13 protein-coding genes and 1 pseudogene are annotated in these 13346 nt (G+C 69.3%); 3 read left to right on the forward strand and 11 right to left on the reverse strand.

The features are described from left to right. Positions 1-9: 9 nt before the first annotated feature. Positions 10-483 carry a nuclear transport factor 2 family protein gene (locus DMP23_RS43360; protein WP_337824629.1) on the reverse strand — a complete coding sequence of 158 codons (474 nt, stop codon included), beginning with the start codon at positions 481-483 and terminating at the stop codon, positions 10-12. Next, positions 480-1499 (reverse strand): DJ-1/PfpI family protein, encoded by a 1020-nt coding sequence (locus DMP23_RS43365; protein WP_337824630.1) that lies wholly within the window; start codon positions 1497-1499, stop codon positions 480-482. Before DMP23_RS43365 ends, DMP23_RS43360 begins: the two co-directional genes overlap by 4 nt. Before the next feature lie 195 nt (positions 1500-1694). Here DMP23_RS43365 and DMP23_RS43370 point away from each other — a divergent pair, with 195 nt between their 5' ends. Together DMP23_RS43370 and DMP23_RS43375 are read left to right on the forward strand one after the other, a co-directional pair. Further along, positions 1695-2099, forward strand: a complete 405-nt coding sequence (locus DMP23_RS43370) for an SRPBCC family protein (RefSeq protein ID WP_337824631.1) — start codon at positions 1695-1697, stop codon at positions 2097-2099. A gap of 212 nt (positions 2100-2311) precedes the next feature. Beyond that, positions 2312-2965: a GntR family transcriptional regulator gene (locus DMP23_RS43375; RefSeq protein WP_337824632.1), complete on the forward strand. Its 654-nt coding sequence runs from the start codon at positions 2312-2314 to the stop codon at positions 2963-2965. A 5-nt stretch (positions 2966-2970) separates the two neighbouring features. Here the strand turns inward: DMP23_RS43375 and DMP23_RS43380 are convergent, their stop codons facing one another. The 4 genes from DMP23_RS43380 to DMP23_RS43395 are packed head-to-tail and all read right to left on the reverse strand — an operon-like array spanning position 2971 to position 8148. Continuing rightward, positions 2971-4464, reverse strand: coding sequence for an aldehyde dehydrogenase family protein (locus tag DMP23_RS43380; RefSeq protein WP_337824633.1), 1494 nt, complete (start codon positions 4462-4464; stop codon positions 2971-2973). Between the two features lie 27 nt (positions 4465-4491). Next, on the reverse strand, positions 4492-5388 hold the full coding sequence (gene dapA, locus DMP23_RS43385) for a 4-hydroxy-tetrahydrodipicolinate synthase (protein WP_337824634.1): 897 nt from the start codon (positions 5386-5388) through the stop codon (positions 4492-4494). Positions 5389-5413: 25 nt separating this feature from the next. Beyond that, complete coding sequence (locus tag DMP23_RS43390; RefSeq protein ID WP_337824635.1) at positions 5414-6802, reverse strand: protoporphyrinogen/coproporphyrinogen oxidase; 1389 nt, start codon at positions 6800-6802, stop codon at positions 5414-5416. Beyond that, the gene (locus DMP23_RS43395) at positions 6799-8148 is read right to left on the reverse strand and encodes an MFS transporter (RefSeq protein WP_337824636.1); all 1350 of its coding nucleotides are present in this window, start codon (positions 8146-8148) and stop codon (positions 6799-6801) included. The genes DMP23_RS43390 and DMP23_RS43395 overlap by 4 nt, the downstream gene beginning before the upstream one ends. 229 nt (positions 8149-8377) lie before the next feature. Between DMP23_RS43395 and DMP23_RS43400 the strand changes: the two genes are divergently transcribed. Next, entirely contained in the window at positions 8378-9043 is a 666-nt protein-coding gene (locus tag DMP23_RS43400; RefSeq protein ID WP_337824637.1) for a GntR family transcriptional regulator, read from the forward strand. A 1062-nt stretch (positions 9044-10105) separates the two neighbouring features. Here the strand turns inward: DMP23_RS43400 and DMP23_RS43405 are convergent. The 5 genes and pseudogenes from DMP23_RS43405 to DMP23_RS43425 all read right to left on the reverse strand — a co-directional run bounded on the left by DMP23_RS43405 (position 10106) and on the right by DMP23_RS43425 (position 13300). Beyond that, a complete protein-coding gene (locus DMP23_RS43405) occupies positions 10106-10873 on the reverse strand; it encodes a DUF2637 domain-containing protein (RefSeq protein ID WP_337824638.1) in 768 nt (255 codons plus the stop codon). A 262-nt stretch (positions 10874-11135) separates the two neighbouring features. Continuing rightward, positions 11136-11576, reverse strand: coding sequence for an aldehyde dehydrogenase family protein (locus DMP23_RS43410; protein ID WP_337824639.1), 441 nt, complete (start codon positions 11574-11576; stop codon positions 11136-11138). A gap of 106 nt (positions 11577-11682) precedes the next feature. Then, positions 11683-12096 (reverse strand): SDR family NAD(P)-dependent oxidoreductase, encoded by a 414-nt coding sequence (locus DMP23_RS43415; RefSeq protein ID WP_337824640.1) that lies wholly within the window; start codon positions 12094-12096, stop codon positions 11683-11685. A 167-nt stretch (positions 12097-12263) separates the two neighbouring features. After that, positions 12264-12401 (reverse strand): annotated as a pseudogene (locus tag DMP23_RS43420) (SDR family NAD(P)-dependent oxidoreductase); the annotation flags it as partial. After that, entirely contained in the window at positions 12401-13300 is a 900-nt protein-coding gene (locus tag DMP23_RS43425; protein ID WP_337824641.1) for an alpha/beta fold hydrolase, read from the reverse strand. The gene DMP23_RS43425 and the pseudogene DMP23_RS43420, both read right to left, overlap by 1 nt. Positions 13301-13346 lie beyond the last annotated feature (46 nt).

Here is a 13346-nt window from a genome sequence, read left to right on the forward strand (position 1 = left end):
TGGTCTCCTTCAGACGATCGTCACGCGGTCCTGGCGCTTCACCGCGAGGCGGCGGTAAAGCTGGTTCTGGCACCAATAGGCGTCGACGCCGGCGATGCGGTCGCCCTCGACGGTGAAGCGCCAAGCGGTGTCCAGGTCGAGGTGCTTCTCCTGGTTGATGGCGTCGAGGAAGTCCGCCGCCTGGGTGCCTTCGATCTTGAATTCGGCGACGACGACGCGGCCGACCTCGATCACGTCCTTGACCGTGATGAGCAGGTCCGGGAACGCTTTGACCACGTCGGTCAGCAGGGTGCGCACGACGTCCGCTCCGCCGTCGCGAACCTGGAGCGGGAAGACGGTCACCTTGGCGTCGGCGGCGACGGTGGACATCGCCGCGTCGACGTCCTTGAGCTTGAAGGCGTTCAGGAACGCCTCGACGGTCTCGCGGGGTCGTGCGGACGCTGGGGACACTGTGGACTCCTCGGTTTCGGTCGGCTGGGTCATCGGAGCGCCAGCGCTTTCAGCACGGCGTCGGCGGTCGCCTCGGTCGAATACGGGTTCTGGCCGGTGATGAGGTTGCGGTCGACGACCACGTGCGAGGCCCACGGGTAGACGGCGTCGTCGAAAATCGCGCCCGCGTTCTGCAGCGCGGAGGCCAGCAGCCACGGCAGGCCGAGGCGGCCGATGGCGTTCTGGTCCTCCTCCTCGTTGGTGTAGGAGGTGAGGCGGTAGCCCTCGAACAGCCACTGGCCGTCGAGCCGCTCGGGCGCGGAAAGCAGCAGCGCGGGCGCGTGGCACAGAGCGGCGATCGTCGCGTTCTTCCCGTGCAGGACCTCGAGAAGACGCGCGACGTCGGGGTTGTCGGGCAGGTCGACCATCGGGCCGTGGCCCCCGGGCGCGAACAGCGCGTCGAACGCGGCGAGCCGCTCGTTGCTGAGCTCCGAGAGCGCCTCCGGCGACCGGAACCCCTCGATCGCGGCGAGCCGGGCCAGCCGGTCGTCGCGCACTGCGACGGCCGCCGCGTTCAGTTCGTCGACCGCGCCGCGCAGCGCCGCTTCCGGGAGCCCGCCGTCCAGCCCTTCGGCGAGCATGACGTCGACCAGCTTCCGGTTCTGCTCCCAGGCGATCTTGGCCGCGCGGCTGACCAGCGCGTGCGCCTCGGCCGGGGTGCTGCCCGCGGCGGCCAGCCGCAGCGCGATCCGGCGCGCGGCGACCAGGTCCAGTTCGGTCGTGTGGTCCAGGGTGATGCGGATGTCGTCCGGATCGTGGTGGAACGTCCGGTACACCGAGGCGAAGTAGTCCCGGTCCTCGGCCGGGTAGTGGAAGATCGGCTCGAGGCCGTAGGGGTCCGGGACCGGAGCCTTCCCGTCGGGAGTCATGACCACGACGTCGGCGCCCGCCGCGGCGAACCGCTCGTACGAGAGCAGCGCCTCCTCCAGCCAGAAACCGGTCGGATGGCCGCTGCTGTCGCGCAGGTCGATCTCCCGCGCGCTGGACACGAGGTAAGCGATGCGAGGCATGAGGTTCCTCTCGGGAAAGCGTCGTTGCGATTCCTGAGAACGTAGCTCTCCGTGGCTTCGGTAACATCGCAGAATCCTGCTGCCGGATATCGAATTCCGCTCCCGGCGGCTCCTTGATCGCGGATTCCTGCTGCGTTGTAGCCCATTCCGCCGACGGACCGCCCGCGCTCGCGATCGCGGGATACCGTCCCGCCCATGCCTACTCTTCGCGCACACGCACTGCTCGACCACGACGCCGACACGGTCTGGGAGGTGGTGCGAGACGCGGGCGCCGTCGCGGCCTGGTTCCCGGCGATGAAGGAATCCGGCATCGACGGCTCGCTCCGCCGCGTAGTCCTCACGGACGGCTCGGTGATCGAGGAAGAAATCGTCACCAGCGACGACACCCTGCGCCGATTCCAGTACCGCGCCCGCGCCGGCGACCTGCCGGTGGAAACCCATCTCGGCACGGTCGACGTCCTCGAAATCGGCACTGGCCGGTCGATCTTGGTTTACAGCACGGAAATCGCTCCGGCTGATCTTGCTCCCGCGTTCGACGGGGCGGTCAGCGAAGCGGTGGCGGCGTTGGGCGAATTTCTCGCGCGGCGTTCTCGGGTTTGATCATTCCGCGGAATCTCCGAGATAGCTGTTTCACCGTCCAGCGGCGCCGAGCCGGATCCGTGTTCGCCCGTATTCCGAGCGGACCCGGCTCCCCGCCGCCGCTTTCGGCAACGCCACGAGCGCCAGTTCGGCCTCCGCCCTCCGGCCCCAGCTGATATATCAGTACGCTGGGACTTAAACTCCCGACCAGGCAGAGCGAAGGGCGGCGACGAGTGACCGAGACGGTTTCCGGGGGCGAGCGGCTGGCGGACCAGGCGTACCGGCAGATCCGCGACCTCATCGTCGCGGTCGAACTCGCCCCCGGCACCCCGCTGGACGAGAAGGCCCTCAGCGCCCGGCTCGGGCTGGGACTCACGCCGATCCGCGAAGCGCTGCGGCGGCTGACGCTGGAAAAACTCGCGGTGATCTACCCGCGGCGGGGCACCTTCGTCGCCGCGGTGAACATCGCCGACGAGGCCCGGCTGAGCGAGATCCGGGTCGAGCTCGAGGGTTTGGCCGCCGCGCTCGCCGCCGAGCGCGCCACCGAAGCCCAGCGCGCGGAGCTGGTCGAACTCGCCGACGCCCTGGTGCACGGCAGCGTGCAGCGCGTCGACCACACCGGGCTGGACGCGCGGGTGCACCGCGCGATCTACGCAGCGGCGCACAACGACTTCCTGGAAGCCAGCCTGAACCAGTACCTGAACCTGGCGTTCCGGATCTGGAACCTGAGCCTGCGCGACCGGCCGGCCGACCGCGCGCACACGCACAGCCAGCGGGCGGTCGTCGACGCGATCGTCAAGGGCGACGCGTCCGCCGCCCGGAAAGCGGCCGAGGCGCACCTGCGCGATTTCACCGCGCAGGTGCGGTCGTTGGTCCATCCTCGCTGACCCGGTCACCGGGTCACGTTGTGCATGACGTGCTTGGTGCGGGAGAAGTCGTCGAGCGCGTAGACCGACAAATCACGGCCGTACCCGGAGCCGTTGAACCCGCCCCACGGGACCTCGCTCGCCAGCACGAGGTGGTCGTTGACCCACACCGTGCCCGCGTCGAGCCTCGCTGCCACGTCGTGGCTGCGCCGGGCGTCCTCGGTCCAGACCGACGCGGCCAGGCCGTAGGACACCGCGTTGGCACGGTCCACCGCTTCCTGCTCGTCCCGGAAGGTTTCGACGGTCACGACCGGTCCGAAGATCTCCTCCCGGGTGCACTCCGCCCCGTCCGGCACGTCCACGAGCACGGTCGGGGCCACGAAATACCCCGGCCCGTCGAGCGCTCCGCCGCCGATCGCGGCCCGGGCCCCCTGCGCCCGGGCCCTCTCCAGGAAACCGGTCACCCGCTCGAAATGCGCTTGCGACACCAACGGCCCGAGTTCGACCTCCTCCCCCGCGCCGGGCTCGCCGACCACGAAGCTGCCGACCTGCTCGACCAGCAGTTCGGCAAACCGCCCGGCGACGGACTCGTGCACCAGGACCCGGCACGCCGCACCGCATTCCTGCCCGGAGTTCCAATAGCCCGCGGTGCGCAACGCGACCGCCGCCGCCGGAAGGTCGGCGTCGGCGAAGACGACGACCGGCGCTTTTCCGCCGAGTTCGAGATGGACGCGTTTCAGCGAATCCGCCGCGGCCCGCGCGACTGCCCGGCCGCTGCCGACCGAACCGGTGAGCGCGATCATCGCGACGTCCGGATGTCCGGCCAGCCGGGCGCCGGCCACCGGACCGGTCCCGGTCACCACGTTGAACACGCCGGGCGGCAGCAGGTGGTCGGTGAGTTCGGCGAACTTCAGCGTGGTCAACGGAGTCAGTTCGGACGGCTTGAGCACCAGGGTGTTCCCGGCGGCGAGGATCGGCGCGATCTTCCACGCGGCCATCAGCAGCGGATAGTTCCAGGGCGTCACCACCCCGACCACGCCCAGCGGTTCCCGCTGAATCAGCGACAGATGGCCCTCGGCGTACTGTTCGGCCGCGGCGGAAACCGGCGCGCGCACGGCACCGGCCATGAAGCGGAACGTGTCGACCGCTTGCTCGACATCGTCCCGCGCGACGGCCATCGGCTTGCCGGTGTCCACTGCTTCGAGGCGGGCGAACAGGTCCGCGCGCGCCGCGATCCGGTCCGCGATCCGGTGCAGGATTTCGGAGCGCTGCTTGGGAGTCCGCCGTCGCCAACCCGGCGCGGCGGCACCAGCGGCCTGCACCGCGGCGTCGACGTCCTCGGCGGTCCCCTCCGCGGTCTGCGCGATGGTCTTGCCGGAGCACGGGTCGACGACGTCGAGGAAACCTCCGCCGCTCGCCGGGCGGAAAGCCCCGTCGACGAAGTGCCGGTCCGGCGGGAATTCCGCCGGTGAGACAAGCGGTTCCGCCGCCGTGGTGCGGCGGACGTCCGAGGTCGGCATCGCGTTCCTTTCCTCAGCGCGGATCGGTCAGCGCGCGGCGACCGGGGCGAGCGCGGACAGCAAGGCCGCGATGCGCTCGGCCGCCGCCGGGTCGAGTTCGGCGATCGGGGCACGCGGCTTGCCGATCGGGAGCCCGGCCGCGGCGAGCCCGGCCCGCACCGCCGGGATGAACGGCTGCGCCATGATCGTGCCGATCAGCGGGTAGACGCGGTCCCAGGCGACGCGCGCGGCGGCCAGGTCGCCGGTCTGCACGGCCTCGTAGACCGCGACCAGTTCGGACGGCACGACATTCGCGGTTCCGGCCATGACGCCCGCGGCGCCTTCGGCCAGCGCCGCCAGCAGCAGGCTGTCCCAGCCGACGAACGTCGAGATCACGTCGCCGTGGTGGTGGATCAGCTCCGCCGCCTGGGCCAGATCCGTCGTGGTGTTCTTGAGGTAGCGGATGTTCCCGACCTCGCGGGCGAGCGCGCCCACGGTGTCCGGCTGGAGGTCGACACCGGTGGCGACCGGCAGGTTGTAGAGCATCACCGGCAGATCGACCGAACCCGCGACAGTGCGCAGGTAGGTCAGGGTTTCGTCCAGCGACAGCGGCTCGTAGTAGGGAGTCACGGCCATCACGACGTCGGCACCGGCGGACTGGGCGTGCCGCGACAGGCTGACCGCCTCGGCGGTGCTGGTCGCGCCGGTCTGCGCGATCACCGGCACCCGCCCGGCGGCCTGGTCCACGACGGTTTCCACGACGAGGCGGCGCTCGTCGCCGCTGAGCGCGCTGAACTCGCCGGTCGAGCCGCAGGCGACGACGCCGTGCACGCCGCCGTCGATGGATCGGTCCACCAAAGACCGCAGTGCGGCCTGGTCGATGCTGCCGTCGTCGGCGAACGGGGTGGCCAGTGCGGTGAGCACACCGTGAAGCTGCAACGTCATCGGTCGTTCTCCTTCGTTCGTGGGGTCAGCTCGCGACGGGCGGGCAGGACTGTGCGGAACGCTGCTGTCGTTCGCTTGCCAGCAGGCTCGCCGCTTCCTGGGCCGCGGAAAAGCCGGTCGCGATGGCGGTCTCGGTGTACAAGGTGCCGAGATAGTCACCAGCCAGGAACACCCGGCTGTCCCGGCGAGTCAATGCGGGTTGCAGGGCGGCGCGGCCAGGGAAGCAATACGGCGCACCGGTTTCCCAGCGCTGCACCTGCGCTTCGACGACGGATCCGCCGAAGCCGGAGCCGAGGACCTCGCCCAGGTCGCCGGTGTAGATCCGCAGGATCTCCTCGTCGGTCTTCTCCAGCAATGTCCGCGCGAGGCTTCCCGGCGAGAAGGTCATGATGCTGCTGCCTGGCCGACGTTCGGATTCGGCTGCTCGCGCGAAGTTCGACTGGTTGAGCGCGATGTTGAACGACCGCTTGGGCGTCGCGATCGCGTACGCGTCGTCCCATCGCTGCGGGGTCGTTTCGTCGGTGAGGAACGCCGCGCTGACGTAAGGGCCGTAACGGACTTCGCCGAGCGCCCGGCGGATGTCCGCGGGCAGGTCGACGGCGACGCGGTGGGCGACGGTCGCCGGAGTCGCGAGCACCACGCTGCGAGCCTCGACTTCGTGGTCCATCCCGTTCTGGCGGTACCGAACCACGACAGACTGTCGCTTGTGGACGATCTCGGTGACCTCCGCGCCGAGTTCCACCCGGTCTCCCAGCGCCGCAGCCAGTCCTTCGGTCAAGGTCGACGGGCCGCCCGAGATGCCGCGGTTGAGGCCCTGTCCGATGTTCCACACCAGGCTGAAGTAGCCGATCCCGGCGCCCGCGGACAGTTCGTGCGGATCCGCGGCCGAGCGCGTCACCGTCGGACGGAACAGCGCTTCCGCGTCCTCGGGAAGATCGCCGACGAAATCCCGGAAACTGCGGGTGTTCTGGAAATCGTAGATCCGCTGCTGCCGCCTCGCGGGGTCCTCCCCCGGCCGCTGCTGCACCAGCTTCGCGTACTTGAGCACCTCGGCGCCGACCTTGAGCCCGGCCTTCAGCAACGCGACCCGGGACGCGAGCGGCATCGGGATCCGGAACGGGTAGGTCTCGATCCGCCCTCGCAGCAGCAGTTTCCCGTTCATGGAAAGCCCGGCGAGCGCGCCCGGCACCTGCGCGGTGCCCACGCCCGCCTCGGTCAGCAGGGCGTCGGTGGCCGTGCCGGGCCCGGCGAAGACGTGCCCGCCCCAATTGAGCCAGTACCGGCCGCGCCGCTCGGAGCGGATCCGGCCGCCGACGCGGCTGCCCGACTCGAGCACGACCGTGTCCCAGTGCCGCAGCCTCCATCCGGCGGACAGGCCGGAGAGTCCGCCCCCGACGATGACGACGTCCTTCATGAGTGGATCTTTCCTTTCGCGGGAGCTGCGGCCGGAGTGTCCAGAGCCGCGCTTTCGGCCAGCGTCATACCGCGCGTCTCAGGAGCCCAGGCGATGGAGACGACCATGCCGAGCAGGGTGATGACGCCGGCGATGATCATCGTGGTCCCGATGCCCAGCCCGGAAAGGGCGAGCGGGACCAGGTAGGTGCCGATCGCCGCGCCGATCCGGCTCAGCGACGAGGCGAGCCCGACCGCGGACCCGCGGATCTCGGTCGGGAACAGTTCGTTCGGGTACACCCACTGCAGGATCTGCGTGCCGCCGATCAGCACCGCGTACGCGGCGAACAGCACCATGATGACGCCGGTGGCGGGGTGCGGGAAGAAACCCAGTGCCAGCAATGCCAAACCGCTCCACAGGAAGCTGTGGATGATCAGCGAACGCCGCCCCATCCGGTCCACCAGCGCCACCGCGACCAGGCAGCCGGCCAGGAACAGCACGGTGATGACCGCGGACCCGATGTTCGCCAGTTCGCCCTCGAGGTGCAGCGCGCCGAGGATCGCCGGGCCGAACGCGTAGACCGCGAACAGCGGTGCGACCGAGCAGGTCCAGAACAGCGAGATGAACGCCATCCGCTTGCCGTAGCCGGACCGGAACATCGCCCGGACGCCCAGGTTCGTCCGGCCTTCGTCGGCCAGGTCGGCGACGGTCGCTCCCGGGCCGTAGACCTTCGCCAGCACCTCGTTCGCCTCGTCGACGCGGCCCATCTTCATCAGCCACCGCGGCGATTCCGGAGTGCCGAGCCGGAGCAGGATGATCACCAGCGCGGGCAGCGCGGAACTGGCGAGCATCCAGCGCCAGCCGTCGTCCACCGACAGCAGCAGCTGCCCGACCAGGTACGCCGCGGCAGCGCCGACGAACCACATCGTCACGTACGCGCCCAGCAGCTTTCCCCGGTACCGGCGCGGCGTGAACTCCGCGAGCAGCGAGGTCGCGATCGGATAGTCCGCGCCGATCGCGACGCCGATCAGCAGCCGCAGCACGATCAGCCAGGTCGCGTTCGGAACGAACGCCTGCGCGACCGAACAGCCGAGCAGCGCGATCAGGTCGATCGTGAACAGCAGGTGCCGGCCGAACCGGTCGGTCAGCCTGCCGCCGAGGTAGGCGCCGAAGAAAATGCCGATCAGCGCGGCGGCCCCGACCAGGCCCTCGGCCGAGGCCGACAGCGCGAACCGCGGGCCGAGCTGCACCATCGCCACCCCGATGATGCTGAGGATGTAGCCGTCGAGGAACGGCCCTCCGGACGAGAAGATCGCCAGTCGTTTGTGGAAGGACGACAACGAAGCGTCGTCGAGTGCGTGAGACATGCGGTGTCCCTTCGCCGAGCGAGGCGGGCAGCGGACGGATGTTCGGTTGCGCGACGCCGGCCCGGAGCTCCCCGCGCGGTGCGGCCGTCCTGCTCGCCGCGACCGCCAGCCAACTGACATCGCTCTGATATATCTGTTCAATGAAGGTAAGAGGTGAGCTGGGTTACGTCAAGGGGCACAGCTGGCGACGTCGGCCGGAAGTCCCGCGGCGGCGCCTAGAATCCCCGGTATGACCGCCGTGCCCGAAGATCTCGAGCCCGCCCCGACGTCCCTGGCCGAACGGGCGTACGCGGCGATCCGGGACCGGTTGGTCATGCTGGACATCGCCCCGATGGCCGCGATCGACGAAGCGGCGCTGGCCGAAGCAATCGGCGTCGGCCGGACTCCCGTCCGCGAGGCCCTCAAGCGGCTGGAAACGGAACGGCTCGTGGTGTCGTACCCGCGTCGAGGCACCTTCGCGACCAGCGTGGATCTGACCGAACTGGCGTACGTTTCGGAGATCCGGGTGCGGCTGGAGCCGTGGGCGGCGCGGCGGGCCGCCGAACACGCCGGGGAGGCGGCGCGGGCGCAGATCGGCGAACTAGCCGACGCACTGGCCACGACCGAAGCGCACAGGTTGTCCCGGCACGAGCTGATGCGCTGGGACCTGCGCGTGCACCGCGCGCTTTACCGCGCCGCCGGGAATCCGCACCTCGAGGACACCCTGGTGCGCTACCACAACCTGGCGACGCGGATCTTCTGCCTTTTCGTGGACCGGCTCGCACATTTCGACCGGCACGTCGGTGAACACGTGCACTTGCTTCGCGCCGTCGCCGACAGAGACCCCTCCGGGGCGGAACAGGCGGCCCGCGACCACGTGACCCATTTCGAGAAGGCGATCAGAGCGGTCATCTGATCGCCGTTCAGTCCGCCGCCGCGGCCGAACCGGCAGCGGCCGCGCCAGCTTGTTGAAAGCTGTCGTCGATCTGGGGCCGGCGAGTCCACGGAATCCGCGAGTGATACCACTGCCACCACGCGATCGACTACCGGTTCGCCTCGGAACGTACGAGGCGGCAATCGAATCTATGCTGCGGCATATGCATGACCTGAACGAGGGCGGGGCGAACTTCTCCTTGTACCGGGTCGAACTCCGCCGCGACATAGTCGTGGAACCGGGATGCCGAGACGAGAACGCAGCAGAAGCCGCCCGCATCAGCCAAGCCGACCTAGGCGAAGCCGACGCGATCCGATACCTCAACGTCCATGAATCACCCGGATCCATCTCGCTCGCGATCAAACCCGCAGCCATCTGGCGGGTCCAACGCGTCGACGTACCGACAAGCCCCGCCGACGTCGACGTGATTGGCTCAGCGACACCGGAAATCGCAGGAATCCGCGACGAGATGAGGTCGCTCGAGGCTAGTCGTCCGACTGAACTCAGCCCTCGAGCGACTGCGACGAACCGCGGAGGCTCGACACGGCAGCACATTCGAACGGGACCTGACGCCAGAACAGTCGAAGCTGGCGGCCAAGATGCGCCAACGACTCGAAGACGTGTTCCTACCATCTGTCTCCGATCCGGTCAGGCACAAGTTCACGACCGCGCTCGGAGCCTGGCACGCAGCACAGCCGGGGTCAGTGAGCGACACCGACTACATCGCCCGGTTCGCCTCCATGGCAGCGATGCTGACGAAACCCGAGCAAGTCATTGGCGCGCTCAACGACCAACCGCACTGCTGACGGCCGACGATGTCCGACGCGCCTTCAGTTCCACGCCCGCCGCCCAGCAGCGCACCGTTACTGCGGTCCCCGGAACTCGCCATCTGCGGATCCCGGATCGCGGGATTTCGGTCCCGAGCAGACGCCAGCAAACGCCCTTCCCATCCTCGTCGTCGCCTGACTAACCAGAACACGCCGAAAGCAACGTTGGCCATGCGGTCGACGCTGCTGGCTTCGCCAACGACGCTGTGCGGGGTGCTCAGGAGCTACCACTCACAAGCTCGTCACGCCGTTGCTCGCCTTGCTGTTGCTCGTCTTTCGGCGACGGAGCGACCGCACCGAGACGTCCAGCCGCTCTCCACTGACGGAGAACGCGCCGCCCGTAGTTGTGCGTGCCCGCCACCCGATCCAACTCCGCACCCGACGGCCGCCGACCTGCAGCCAGTTCCTGCTCGTAGTGCATCCACATCCGCTGCTCAGCCGTCAACTCGCCCTCGCTAGGCTGCGTCCCCGGCGAGGATGCTGGAGCTGTCTCGTCCTCCGCTGTGCCACCTGTCTCGATCATCGACCGCGGCCGCTCGGCACGAGTCGGGCGATGCCGCCGCAACGCCCGGTTGAGCAACTCCACGGCAAGCAAAAGGGCAAGCGGAGGGCAAGCCGCCACCGTCACCCCGAACACGCTCAACGACGGAGCAGCACCGATATTCGCACAGAGAGAAAGCGAGATCCCGAACAGGAAAGCAGCCCACGCCAACGACTGGCCGCTCCCCCGTTGACCCCGCCACAACTCCACCGTCGCCAACGTGAACAACCCGTCCACGATCAACGGCCAAATCGCGGCCGTCGTCGTATCCGCACCAAACCGGAGAGCAAACGCCCGACCATGCTGGTACGACGCATACGCCGCACCCAACGCAACCAAACCCGTCGCACCACACTGCACCCGCAATGACCACGACCTGCCCCGCCGAATCACCGGACTATCCAGAAGCTTCTCGTCACTCTCGTGCAACAACCCTGCTGTCACGCCGACTCACCCCGACGCGACCGGCGGCAGCCCACAATCCCCACCACCGCAGAAACCCGCAGCTCAACGGCCATTTTTCCCGATGTAGATGTCGTCCGAACCGCCCCGGGGCACCCAGAATCTTCCTGTTTTCGCAGGTCAGCGACTTTTCGCTGCGACCGTGCTCGCACTCTCAACATCATTTCCGCAGGTCAACCGGTATGAGTTCGAATCCCCCGGGGTCTGAGCCGTCCGCTGGAGGTATCGCGCCCGGCAGAGTCGTTCAACTGCTCGGGAACAGCGACCGGGGCCAGGGACGAACTTCCCCCGCCTGCGCACCTCTCCCTGCCGCGCCGGGGACGACGGAGAACACCGGCCGCGCGCCGATTTCGTGCCAGCCGCGTGCGAGTTCCAGGGCGGTCAGCGGGGTGGCTTCGGACGAGTTGAGCAGTCCGGCCGCACCGGACAGCAACGCCGGGGTCACGTCGGAACCCGGCGTCAGCAAAGGAAAATTCCGCGGCGTGATCACACCGGCGACCGGATAAGGCCGGTCAGTGACGCGCAGGCGTTTCGGCAGGCTCAGCGGGCCGGACGGTGCCATTCGCTGTGGGGCGAGGAATCGTGTGGCGTTTCTCGCGAAGTAGGTGATGGCTTCTGCTACCGCGGGGATCTCGAGTTCGGCGTCGGCTCGCGCGTTGCCGGTTTCGGCCTGTCGAGCAGCCAATCGCGCAGTAGGTGCAGCCAGTGGGCGCGCTCGCGCGGATCCGTCTGGGCCCAATGCGGTTGGTACGCGCGCAGATCGTCGACGACCTGGGTGGGCGTCGGGTCGGTTACTGGGCGATCCGGCGATGGTAGGCCGCGCGGGCGGCGGGGTCGGCTCCGCTGGCGAGCTGGTCGAACCGGAGTGCGTGCGCGACGGCGAACTTCGCTCGGTCGGGCAGCACGCTCATCGCTCGCAGCAGCGCACCGAGCGCGGACGGGACGACCGCACGCGGTTTGCCGGTGCGTACGCCGTCGAGGATGGTCGCGGCGACATCTTCGGGCTCGGCGCGCGAGATCCGGTTGGCCCAGCGCGCCACTTTGGCTCCCGCGGACAGTTCGGTGTTGATCACGCCGGGCAGCACCATGGTGACCCCGATACCGAGCGGGGCCAGTTCGCGGTGCAGTGCCTGGGTGAAGCCGACGACGAAATGCTTTGTGCCGCAATAGGCGGCGAGCCCCGGTTCGCCGGTGACCCCGGCCACGTGCGGTGAACCGGTCCACGGCGAGGCGGGAGCCGGTGCGCACTCCGCGCACGTTGACGTCCAGCTGCCGGTCGGTCATGGTCTGCCGTTCGTCGGCGAACGAGCCGGTCGGCCCCGGCGTTGGTCACGAGCACGTCCAGCGGGAATCCGAGAAGTCCGGTTTCGGCAGCGACTCGCTCGGCCAGCGCGGTGTCCAGGTCGCCGATCGCGACGTGCGCTCCGGCGGCTTGGAACGCCTTCGCCGTCGCCAAGCCGATCCCGCGGGCGCCTCCGGTGACGGCGGCGACCTTTCCGTGCAGCGACATCAGGCGCTCCTTCCTTTGTGCTTGGCCCGGCCAGGACCGAGCGCGGTCGTGATCACGTCGTCGAGGATCTCGTTGACCTGTTCCGGCGCTTCCAGGTGCACCATGTGCCCCGCGCGGTCGAGTTCGACCAGTTCGGCGCCGGGAACGGCCTCGGCCACCGCTCTCGTGGCGTCTGGCGCGATGAGCCGATCACGTCGGCCGAGGACGACAACGGTGCGCGCGCGGCCGAGTTCAGCCAGGGTCGCGGTGTGGTCGCAGTCGAAGACCGCGCGGAGATACCGCACGAGCACCAACGGAGGGTTGGCGCTTGCCCGTTTCGCGACATCTGTCCACAAAGCACGGTCGGTGCCGCGGGCGAACGCCCGGCGCGCGAAGTAGGCGGGCAGGTACGGGGTACGGCGGAAATGCCGCGCGGCGAGCCTCAGAAGCGCCAGCACGGGGGCGCGCACCAGCTGGGCCGCGGCGGGCGGGAGGCCGAGGGTGAGCCGGTCGCCGCGGATCGGGTGGGCCATGAGCACGACGGCCACGACCTGGGTGCCGAACAGTTCCGGCGCTTGCGCGGCGAGCGCCTGGACGGTCAGCCCGCCCATCGAGTGGCCCACCAGCACTACGGGACCGCCCGCGGCGGTCGCCCCGATGATCTCGTGCAGGTCGCGCGCCAGCTGGTCGACGCTCGGCGGCACGTCGGGGCCGGGCGCGGAGCGGCCGAACGCCCGCTGGTCGTAGAACACCCGCCGCGCGGGCGATCCGGCCAGCGCGGCACGCTGCCGTCGCCACGTCCGCAGGTCGTCGCCGAACCCGTGGCTGAAGATCACGGTTAACGGCGCGGTGTCCGGGCCTTCGATCTCGACGTGCAGGAGGGTTCCGTCCCCGGTCACGACAGCACGGGAAGCGCTCATGGCACCGAGTGTCGGGCTCGGCGGCCGCGGTCTCCATGACTCCGGC

Origin of the sequence: Amycolatopsis sp. A1MSW2902 (assembly GCF_017312175.1) — a bacterium.
Taxonomy (GTDB): domain Bacteria; phylum Actinomycetota; class Actinomycetes; order Mycobacteriales; family Pseudonocardiaceae; genus Amycolatopsis; species Amycolatopsis nivea.

What these genes read in the sequence shown, in the direction of transcription:
- DMP23_RS43360 (WP_337824629.1), bottom strand. Translation starts at nt 483, where the DNA reads ATGACCCAGCCGACCGAAACCGAGGAGTCCACAGTGTCCCCAGCGTCC.
- DMP23_RS43365 (WP_337824630.1), bottom strand. Translation starts at nt 1,499, where the DNA reads ATGCCTCGCATCGCTTACCTCGTGTCCAGCGCGCGGGAGATCGACCTG.
- DMP23_RS43370 (WP_337824631.1), top strand. Translation starts at nt 1,695, where the DNA reads ATGCCTACTCTTCGCGCACACGCACTGCTCGACCACGACGCCGACACG.
- DMP23_RS43380 (WP_337824633.1), bottom strand. Translation starts at nt 4,464, where the DNA reads ATGCCGACCTCGGACGTCCGCCGCACCACGGCGGCGGAACCGCTTGTC.
- dapA (WP_337824634.1), bottom strand. Translation starts at nt 5,388, where the DNA reads ATGACGTTGCAGCTTCACGGTGTGCTCACCGCACTGGCCACCCCGTTC.
- DMP23_RS43390 (WP_337824635.1), bottom strand. Translation starts at nt 6,802, where the DNA reads ATGAAGGACGTCGTCATCGTCGGGGGCGGACTCTCCGGCCTGTCCGCC.
- DMP23_RS43395 (WP_337824636.1), bottom strand. Translation starts at nt 8,148, where the DNA reads ATGTCTCACGCACTCGACGACGCTTCGTTGTCGTCCTTCCACAAACGA.
- DMP23_RS43400 (WP_337824637.1), top strand. Translation starts at nt 8,378, where the DNA reads ATGACCGCCGTGCCCGAAGATCTCGAGCCCGCCCCGACGTCCCTGGCC.
- DMP23_RS43425 (WP_337824641.1), bottom strand. Translation starts at nt 13,300, where the DNA reads ATGAGCGCTTCCCGTGCTGTCGTGACCGGGGACGGAACCCTCCTGCAC.